Origin of the sequence: Paracoccus sp. FO-3 (assembly GCF_006386455.1) — a bacterium.
Taxonomy (GTDB): domain Bacteria; phylum Pseudomonadota; class Alphaproteobacteria; order Rhodobacterales; family Rhodobacteraceae; genus Paracoccus; species Paracoccus versutus.
Genome location: NZ_VCBQ01000142.1, coordinates 1 through 9,071, shown reverse-complemented (window position 1 = coordinate 9,071; position 9,071 = coordinate 1). Strand labels below are relative to the sequence as shown.

The window sequence follows — 9,071 nt, the reverse complement described above, 5'->3', positions numbered from 1 at the left end:
CATAATCCTGATCCCGGCATAATATGCTCTGACCTGCTCCCGTCCGCGCCTCGATGCCTTCGGCGGCGGCGCGCATGTCATCGACCTCGGCGCGCGCAAATCCATCGGCTGGATCAGCACACAAGAGTGGCTGGTCGCCGCGCTCAAAGGGGAGGACGCCGATGCCTGAGGTCATCTGCACCACCGTCTACCAGTTCCCCGAACTCTCGGATGCCGCCAAGGAAAAGGCGCGCAACTGGTGTCGCGAGCTTGGCCCCCACGATGACTGGTGGGAGGCGGTCTACGAGGATTTCGAAAGGGTCTGCGAGATCCTCGGTATCCGCCTGAAAACCACGCCCGTCCGCCTGATGGGCGGCGGTACGCGGGCCAAGCCCTGCATCTGGTTCTCCGGCTTCTGGAGCCAGGGCGACGGGGCTTGCTTCGAAAGCTACTGGTCCCACGCCAAGGGCGGGGCCACGCGCATCCGGGACTACGCGCCCACGGACGCGACGCTGCACGGCATCGCTGACCGGCTGCAGGCCATCCAGCGCCGCAACTTCTACCAGCTCGCCGCCGAGATCAGCCATCGCGGCCGCTACTACCACGAGTACACGATGTCGGTGGACGTCACGCGGGACAGCCCGACCTGGCAGCCGCCTACCGAAGACGCCGAGGAGATCGTGACCGAGGCGCTGCGTGATCTGGCCCGCTGGCTCTACCGCCAGCTTCAGGCTGAATACGACCACCTGACATCGGACGAGGCCATCGAGGAGGGGATCATCGTCAACGAGTACACCTTCACCGAAGCCGGGCGGCGGTTCGGGTGAGAGCGTAGGCAGTTCATTTGATCTTTACAATGAGGCCATATGATCTCTAATTAGGGCAGTGGAGGACGCCATGTACGTTGCTGAGAAAATCCGGGAACCCGCACAGGTCAACGCGGTCGCGTTGAAGGCCTACGCGCGCGTGGCTGATGCCTGGGGTCTCAGCCTCAAGGAAGCGGCAGGCCTTGCCGATATGTCAGAGAGCACCTGGAAGCGCGCCAAGAAGCCGGATTTCGCGGGGGAGCTGACCAAGGATCAGTTACTGCGGCTCAGTGCGGTGATCGGCATCTACAAGTCGCTCGAGCTCTACTTCTCCGAGCCGCTCGCGCGAAGCTGGTTCACCCGACCGAACACCGGCCCGCTGTTTGGGGGCAGCCGTCCGGTTGACACCGCCATCGACGGGGGCTTGCCGCAGATCCTGGCGGTGCGGACCTATCTCGATGCGTTGCGTGGTGGGGCATGAAGCAGACCGAGATTTCTGATCGCGGTCTCGTTCGTCTACTGCCCGCCACCTACCACAAGCCGCCATCCCTGCGCGGTCTCGTCGATACTGATGACGAGATGGAGATCCTCGCAGAGATCGAGGGCCTGACCAGCGGCCGCCTTCTGGCCGAACGTGGCCGCAATCCCCATCTGGACCCGCGCGAGCTTGCTTGGCAGCGCCGCAGCCGCGATCTGCGCATCTATGGCGACAGTCATGTCAACGCCGCCTTCACCTATACCCGCGCCGGCGGGAACCGCTTCAACACCGAAGAGCGCGGTGCCTGGTATTGCGCATGGGATGTGATGGTGTCCGTCAGCGAAGTGGCCTGGCACCGCACACGTGAACTCGGCTTTACCGGCAGCTTCCATGACAGCGCCCGCTATGTGGAACTGCTGGCGGATTTCATCGGCATCTTCGACGACATGACCGACGAGCCGGGCCATCCGGCTCTGCATCCCGCTCCGGCTGTCGGATATCCCGAGGGCCAAAGCCTCGCCCAACATCTGCGCCGGGCTGGATCGCGGGGCTTGATTTACCCCTCAGGTCGGGCTCCCGCGCCGGGCGGGAAGTGCCTCGTCTGCTTCGAGCCCCACGCGATCCAGAACGTCCGGCCGGGCGCGTCTTGGGATCTTGTTTGGTATGGGACACCGCACTACTCGATTACGGCCGTCGGCTGACGGGTAACGGTGCACACGCTTTTTGGGGGTCCGAAGAAATGAAACCGGCAAATGACAATAGCGCGGAGGTCACGAACTTGAAGCCATGCGATCATCAGGCGTTCTTCGAAGCTGTGGACTTTCCGGCCTCACCGACGGACGCACTGCGAGCAGCATTTCGCCGGCGGGGGAGTTTCTTGCTGATCGGGGCGCCACGGCCCTGAAGGTTGGCTGACGGGCGTCATCCTTCGCACTTAATCGCTACGCCAGTAGCGCACCTTCAGGCAGTCTCCAATCCGAAAGACTGCGCAGTTCGTTCAGTTCGGGAGCCGACCGCAACACTAAGCAGAAATCGGCGCCCCTAAGGGCGCATTTATGCAAACTCTTCACCGCCTGCGGCGCTTCCGAGATTTGCGTGCGGTCTCTTCGGGGGCATGGCCCCCCGCCGACGGCGTCCCTGTCCGATGCGCGGCATCGGAATGGAAGGACGCGCTGCCCCTTCCAAACCTTCCCAAGCCAACCTTCGCGGTTGGATCGCGCCCCGTTGTCACCGCCGCCCTCGTTGGAACTGGCCCCGAGAGCGGGGCGGTTCCGCGAGAGTACCCGTGCCAGCGGGTGATCCGGTTCCGCCGGTCCCGAGAGCGGGACCGGCTGCCGGATAGGGTTTGCCGCGCTGCGCTTGTCCGGCAAACCATGGCCCATCCTGGCGATTGCCCCGCGCATCACTGGCAGCATGCTTGCCCGCCTGTCGGCATGGCTGCATGTCTGCCCGTTTGCGTGGTGGTATGCTTGCCTCGATGGCCCGCAGACAGCCTGCCTGCTTGCATGGCTGCCTGTTTGCATGTCTGGCAGTCCGCCTGCCGTTGCCCGTCGCCGGATCGGTAGGGCGCGCGCATGGCGAGCTACCACCTTTCCGTCAAGACGATCAAACGCAGCGCCGGGCGGTCTGCCACGGCGGCGGCGGCCTATCGGTCGGCCTCCGTCATCGAATGCGACCGGGAAGGGCGCATGCACGACTACACCGCCAAGCGCGGAGTCGAGGCTTGCTTCATTCTCGCCCCCGATGATGCGCCGGATTGGGCGCAGGACCGCGCAGCACTTTGGAACGCCGCCGAGGCGCGCGAGACCAGATCCAATTCGGTGACCGCCCGCGAATGGGAGCTGGCCTTGCCGTCCGAGGTATCGGACGCCGCGCGGATCGAAATCGCCCGCGCTTTCGCACAACAGCTCGTCGAGCGCTTTGGCGTGGCGGCAGATGTGGCCATCCATGCGCCGCACCGCGAGGGCGATCAGCGCAATCATCATGCCCATATCCTGACCACCACCCGCATCCTGTCCGCCGAGGGGCTGACCGACAAGACCCGCCTTCTTGACGCTGCCAGCACGGGTGGGCCGGAGATCGAGGCCATGCGCGGCTATTGGGCCGAGCTGCAAAACCATGCCCTTGAGCTGGCAGGGCAGGTTGAGCGCGTCGATCATCGGTCATTGGAGGCACAACGCGAAGAGGCGCTGTCCCTTGGGGACACGTTGAAGGCTGAGGAGCTGGACCGCGAGCCGGAGCTGAAGCTTGGTCCCGCCGCCAATGCCATCGAACGCCGCGAGCAGTTGCTGGCCGAGGCCGAGGGCCGCGACTATGAACCGCTGACCCAGCGGGGCGCGCGGGTGCATGCGGTGCGCCAGGCCAAGGCCATGTTCGCGGAAATGCGCGAACGCCTGGAGCTGGCACGCGATGCGTGGGCGGAAGCCCGGGAAGAGGGGCAGGGTCATGTCAGTGCCGGTCTGGCGGCTTTGCGCGCTGCCGCAGGGCGGCAGGCGAAGGAGTTGGACCAGGAAGAGGTCAGGCAGCGGCTGGCGCGGATTGCCGGGCGTGATTTGGGGGCGGAGCAGGAGGTCATCGAGGGGCAGGGGGCGCGGCAAGATATTCGCGACCGCCTCAATCAGGCGCTTGGGCGCGGGAAGCCAGACAACCAGCAAAAGCAGCAGCGCGAGCTGGAGGACGAGCGCAAGCGGCAGCTTGAACTGGAACGGCAGCGCGAACGAGACAGGGATCTCGGATGGGAACTTTAGGCGATCAGAGTATGCTTGTCTGTGCGAACTGAAGTTCCGCTACGGCTTTCCAGCCGGGAATGGCGCGGATTCGCCCGAGGAGCTGACAGTTTTGAGTGCGTGGGGGCCGTCCTTACTGAAGTACGGCGAGATGACCAGCACCACCACGCCGAGCGAAATCCACACGTCAGCGAGGTTGAACACAAAGGGATACCATTCCCCGAAGTGCAGTCCCAGGAAGTCGGTCACCGAGCCGCGCGCGGCCCGGTCGATCAGGTTGCCCAAGGCACCGGCTACAATCAGCGATAAGCCTGCGCGCTGCCAACGTTGCGAGCGGAGGGCCGCGACGCCAAGCGCGAGCGTCAGTAGGCCTGTCAGGGCGAGCAAGACCAGCCGCGCGCCTTCGCTCTCGGACGCGAACATGCTGAACGACACACCTTCGTTGAAGCTTAGGCGCAGTGACACGAGGGGCAGGAAGTCGAGCGGTGCGGCGTAGGGTTCGAGCGCAGCCCGCGCCCAGGCTTTGCCGGCCAAATCGAACGCGGACCCGAAGACGACCAGCGACACGGCAGCTCCCGCCCTCACGCTTGCGGCGCCTGTGCGAGATCGGAGCGCGCATCGCGGATGATCGACCACGCCGACTGCAGAAACAGGCCCGCGACGGCAAAGGCGACCACGAGGTCTGGCCAGGGCGAGGAGAACCACCACACCAGCACCGCCGCGACCACTACGGCGAGGTTGCCGATCGCGTCGTTGCGCGAGAACAGCCAGACAGCACGCATGTTGGCATCGCCCTTTCGGTGCGGGATCAGCACCAGGGCTGCGGCCACGTTGACGAAGAAGGCCACGAGCGCGAAGCCGCCCATGAGCAGGGTCTGCGGCTCATGCTCCACGAAGACACGGTAGGCCGTCGAGCCGATAACGCCTAGGCCGAGGAGCGCGAGGAAAATGCCTTGCAACAGCGCCGCTTTGGCACGGGCGGCAAGGCCCCATCCGACAGCCATCAGCCCCAGAAATGAGATCAGGCCGTCACCGATGAAGTCGAGCGAGTCGGCTTGCAGCGCCTGCGACCCCGCCAAGAAGCTGCCGACGATCTCCACCATGCCATAGCCGATATTGAGCAACACCACGATCCATAGCGCGCGCTTGTAGGCTGGGGTCACATGCGACAGGTCAGGGATCTTGTCGTCGTCCTCATCAGCCGTCGCCCCGGCCGCTCTCGGCTCGCTCATGCGGTCGAGCTGGTAGCCAAGGCCGGTCACCGCGCTTTCGAGTGCCGGAAGCCGACGCGCCGGATCATCGACCATGAGCGTCATGATCTGTGACGCAATCGACACCTTCACATCATCGACACCTTCGACTTTACGGGCCGCACCCTCTATCTTTGCAGCGCAGGAAGCGCAGTCCATGCCAGTGACTTGATAGCGGATGGTGGCAGTTGCTGCGTCCATTGGTGCTTCCTCGATCTTGCAGTTAATTCATGCTACATCCTGTAGTAACTACAGGAGCAAGGCGAAAACATGCAGATTGGGGATTTATCCCGTCACGCGGGCGTGAACATTGAAACTATCCGCTACTATGAGCGCATCGGTGTCCTGCCGGTGCCAGCCCGTCAAGAGAACGGGCGGCGCAGCTACACCGAGGTTGATGCCCGCCGTCTTGGGTTCGTTCGTCATGCCCGTGAACTCGGGTTCGACCTTGCAGCGGTGCGCGCACTTCTGGCACTTCAGGAGCAGCCAGAAGCCTCATGCGAGGATGCGAGCCGCATCGCCCAGGCGCAGCTTGCCGAGGTGGAGAGCCGGATTGCCCGTCTTCTGAACTTGCGCGAAGAACTGTCCCGCATGGTCAAGGAGTGCGGGCGCGGCGTCGTGGCCGGATGCCGTGTGATCGAAGCCCTCGCGGCTGGTTCGTAAACCCGGACCCCCGCAATTCGCGGAAAGTGGTGTTACCCTCGTCGTTTTCTTTGGGCGCAACTTCATGTGCGATAACGGTCATTTCTGGCCTGGAGTTCGGCTCTGCATGAAATCAAGGGCTTAGGCTGGACACATACCTTGGTCAGAACCCTTCGGGTTTTGGGCGGGTTCTGTCTCGGGGGCAGCGCTTCGCTTCACGTCACCTGTTCCCGTCGATCCACTTCGACATCAGCCCCTTGTCGCGGAAGCATTCCTCCGGGACGGCGCGCCGCTTGATCCGGGCGAGTTTCTCTGCGAAGGCCACCTGCTCCGAGGTCGGCAGCCGGTCCATGTCCGACACCGGCTTCAGCTGGGCCTGCGCCTCGATCCAGGCACTCAACGACCGGCGATCTTGCTGAACCTCCCAGGGCAGAATGGTCTGGTTGCGCAGGGCGAGCGAGCGCGCATAGACGATCTGCTTGGGCGTTGCAGGCAGGGCGTATGTAGTGCTGTCCATCGGGAAACTCCCTCGCTGGCTTGGTTCTCAATATAGAACATAACAGGAACAAAATCAAGCCAAGCGTCCGTACTGTGCCGGTTCGAGAGGGAGAGATGGGCAGGGGGAGATCAGGCCTGAGGGTGCCCGAGCGAGGGTGTCCGGGCCTGTCCCTTTCCTTCATCCCGGAGTTTCCCGATGACCTATCTCGCGCCTGTTGCGCCTCCCGTTTCAGTCCAATCTCGTGATCCCGGGCCCGCGCCCGCGATCCTCGCCGTGGCCGAGGCTCTGCAGCCCGATCTCGCCCAAGGCTTCCAGATCGACGCGCTGCGTCTGCGGCTTGAGATGGAGCGCGCCTTTGGCGGCTCCGATGCCGATGGCGCCTGGGATTGGAAGCTCGCCTACGAGGCGGGCGAGGTGGCGCTCGTCCTCTTCCTGCGAAAGTTCGGCCGCGCGCTGCTCGCCCGGGCGGGCTCACTTGACTCGCTGCTGCCGATCCTCTCCAAGGTCGCGGACCTTTTGCCCACGCACACGCGGCGCTCGGAGGAGATGGAGCGGTTCCAGCAATTCTCGACGCCGTTGCCCATGGGACTGGCTGCAATGGTGGCAGCGCAGATCACGCCCCGTGACCTCGTCTTCGAGCCTTCGGCCGGGACCGGGCTTCTGGCGATCCTCGCGGAGATCGCGGGCGGCAGTCTCGCGCTGAACGAACTCGCCGAGACCCGAGCCGACCTTCTGCGTCACCTTTTCCCGGGGTGTCCAGTCACTACCTTCGACGCAGCACAAATCGACGATCATCTGGACCCGGGCGTTCGCCCGAGCGTCATCCTGATGAACCCGCCGTTTTCGGTTGTGGCGAATGTCGATGGGCGGACGACCGAGGCGACGGCCCGACATCTGCGCTCGGCGCTTGCCCGGCTCGCCCCCGGCGGTCGTCTGGTCGCCATCACGGGTGCCAGTTTCGCGCCGGATGCGCCCGTCTGGGCGGAAACCTTCACCCGCCTGACCGAGACCGCGTATCTCGTCTTCACTGGCGCCATGTCAGGTGCCGCCTTCGCAAAGCACGGCACCAGCTTCGAGACGCGGATTTCGGTCTTCGACAAATGCCGCGGTGGCGAGGCGGGCGGCATTACCGCCGATCTGGCGCGCCCGATATCGCCTGATGTCGCCAGTCTGCACTCGCTGATCACCGCACATGTCCCCCCGCGCCTCGCGCTGGCGCAGGTCGCATCAGCCGGGCAGGGCCGCACTTTCCCCTTCACGGGAAATCCTTCCCGCACCACGCGCACAGCCATCAGCATATCGCGCGCAACGCCAGCAACGCCCCCCACAAACACTGCCGCACAGATCGAGGCCACGGACCTCACCTACACCCTGCGCGAGACGGCGGACGATCTCGGTGCCGTGCGTCTGTCGGACGCGATCTACGAGACCTTCCGCCTGCAGGCGATCGACATCCTAGGTGCGGCCCCGCACCCGACCAAGCTCGTGCAGTCGGCGGCTATGGCCTCGGTCACGCCCCCGAAACCCTCCTATCGCCCGAAACTCCCCGCCGCCGTTCTACGCGATGGCCTGCTCTCCGACGCGCAGCTTGAGACCGTCATCTACGCGGGCGAGGCGCATGGCGCGTATCTGGCTGGATCGTGGACCGTCGATGAAACCGGCGACATGGTCTCGGCCGCACCCGACGATGCCGCGGACGCTGTCCGCTTCCGCCGCGGCTTCTTCCTCGGCGATGGCACCGGTGCGGGCAAGGGCCGTCAATCGGCCGGGATCCTGCTCGACAACTGGTGCCAGGGCCGTCGCAAGGCGCTCTGGATCTCGAAGAGCGACAAGCTTCTCGAGGACGCGCAGCGCGACTGGTCCGCCCTTGGTCAGGAGCGGCTGCTGGTCACGCCGCTGTCGCGGTTCGCCCAAGGTCGCGACATTCCGCTCACCGAGGGGATCCTCTTCACCACCTATGCCACGCTCCGCTCCGAAGAGCGGGGCGCCAAGAAATCCCGCGTCGACCAGATCGTTGATTGGCTGGGGGCAGATTTCGACGGGGTGATCCTGTTTGACGAAAGCCATGCCATGGCGAATGCCGCAGGCAGCAAGGGCGAGCGCGGCGATACCGAGGCCTCGCAGCAGGGCAGGGCAGGTCTGCGCCTCCAGCACAAACTGCCCAATGCCCGCGTGGTCTATGTCTCGGCCACAGGGGCAACAACCGTCCACAACCTCGCGTATGCGCAGCGGCTCGGCCTCTGGGGTGGCGAGGACTTTCCGTTCGCCACCCGCGCCGAATTTGTCGAGGCCATCGAGGCTGGCGGCGTCGCAGCTATGGAGGTGCTGGCCCGCGACCTGCGGTCCCTCGGCCTCTACACTGCCCGGTCCCTCTCCTACGACGGCGTCGAATATGAGATGCTGGAGCATGCGCTGACGCTTGAGCAACGCGGCATCTACGATGCCTATGCCGGGGCCTTCGCCATCATCCACAACAATCTCGCTGCCGCGATGGAGGCAGCCAACATCACGGGCGACAGCGGCACGCTCAACCGCCAGGCCAAGTCCGCCGCGCGCTCGGCGTTTGAATCTGCCAAGCAGCGCTTCTTTGGCCATCTGCTGACCAGCATGAAAACCCCGACCCTGATCGCCGCCATCGACGCCGATCTGTCGGCGGGCCACGCAGCGGTGATCCAGATCGTCTCGACCGGC

At 64.7% G+C, this 9,071-nt stretch carries 9 protein-coding genes; 6 read left to right on the top strand and 3 right to left on the bottom strand.

What is annotated here, in order from left to right:
- The first annotated feature begins 161 nt into the window (after nt 1–161).
- The 4 genes from FE811_RS24115 (at nt 162) to mobQ (ending at nt 4,010) form a co-directional block, all read left to right on the top strand.
- Nucleotides 162–806: an antitoxin of toxin-antitoxin stability system gene (locus FE811_RS24115; RefSeq protein ID WP_140849058.1), complete on the top strand. Its 645-nt coding sequence runs from the start codon at nt 162–164 to the stop codon at nt 804–806.
- A 58-nt stretch (nt 807–864) separates the two neighbouring features.
- On the top strand, nt 865–1,266 hold the full coding sequence (locus FE811_RS24110) for an MbcA/ParS/Xre antitoxin family protein (RefSeq protein WP_131389154.1): 402 nt from the start codon (nt 865–867) through the stop codon (nt 1,264–1,266).
- Nucleotides 1,263–1,964: an RES family NAD+ phosphorylase gene (locus FE811_RS24105; RefSeq protein ID WP_140849056.1), complete on the top strand. Its 702-nt coding sequence runs from the start codon at nt 1,263–1,265 to the stop codon at nt 1,962–1,964. Before FE811_RS24110 ends, FE811_RS24105 begins: the two co-directional genes overlap by 4 nt.
- Before the next feature lie 873 nt (nt 1,965–2,837).
- Nucleotides 2,838–4,010, top strand: a complete 1,173-nt coding sequence (gene mobQ, locus FE811_RS24100; protein ID WP_140849054.1) for a MobQ family relaxase — start codon at nt 2,838–2,840, stop codon at nt 4,008–4,010.
- A gap of 39 nt (nt 4,011–4,049) precedes the next feature.
- On the opposite strand, the gene lspA is transcribed toward mobQ, so the two are convergent.
- Together lspA and FE811_RS24090 are read right to left on the bottom strand one after the other, a co-directional pair.
- The gene (lspA, locus tag FE811_RS24095; protein WP_181180952.1) at nt 4,050–4,556 is read right to left on the bottom strand and encodes a signal peptidase II; all 507 of its coding nucleotides are present in this window, start codon (nt 4,554–4,556) and stop codon (nt 4,050–4,052) included.
- A 14-nt stretch (nt 4,557–4,570) separates the two neighbouring features.
- Nucleotides 4,571–5,440 carry a cation transporter gene (locus tag FE811_RS24090; protein ID WP_255469841.1) on the bottom strand — a complete coding sequence of 290 codons (870 nt, stop codon included), beginning with the start codon at nt 5,438–5,440 and terminating at the stop codon, nt 4,571–4,573.
- A 69-nt stretch (nt 5,441–5,509) separates the two neighbouring features.
- Here FE811_RS24090 and FE811_RS24085 point away from each other — a divergent pair, with 69 nt between their 5' ends.
- Nucleotides 5,510–5,902, top strand: coding sequence for a helix-turn-helix domain-containing protein (locus tag FE811_RS24085; RefSeq protein WP_140849050.1), 393 nt, complete (start codon nt 5,510–5,512; stop codon nt 5,900–5,902).
- A 199-nt stretch (nt 5,903–6,101) separates the two neighbouring features.
- Here the strand turns inward: FE811_RS24085 and FE811_RS24080 are convergent, their stop codons facing one another.
- Entirely contained in the window at nt 6,102–6,398 is a 297-nt protein-coding gene (locus tag FE811_RS24080) for a hypothetical protein (protein WP_140849047.1), read from the bottom strand.
- Between the two features lie 177 nt (nt 6,399–6,575).
- Here FE811_RS24080 and FE811_RS24075 point away from each other — a divergent pair.
- The coding region (locus tag FE811_RS24075; RefSeq protein WP_181180951.1) for a strawberry notch family protein at nt 6,576–9,071 on the top strand (2,496 nt) is incomplete at its 3' end.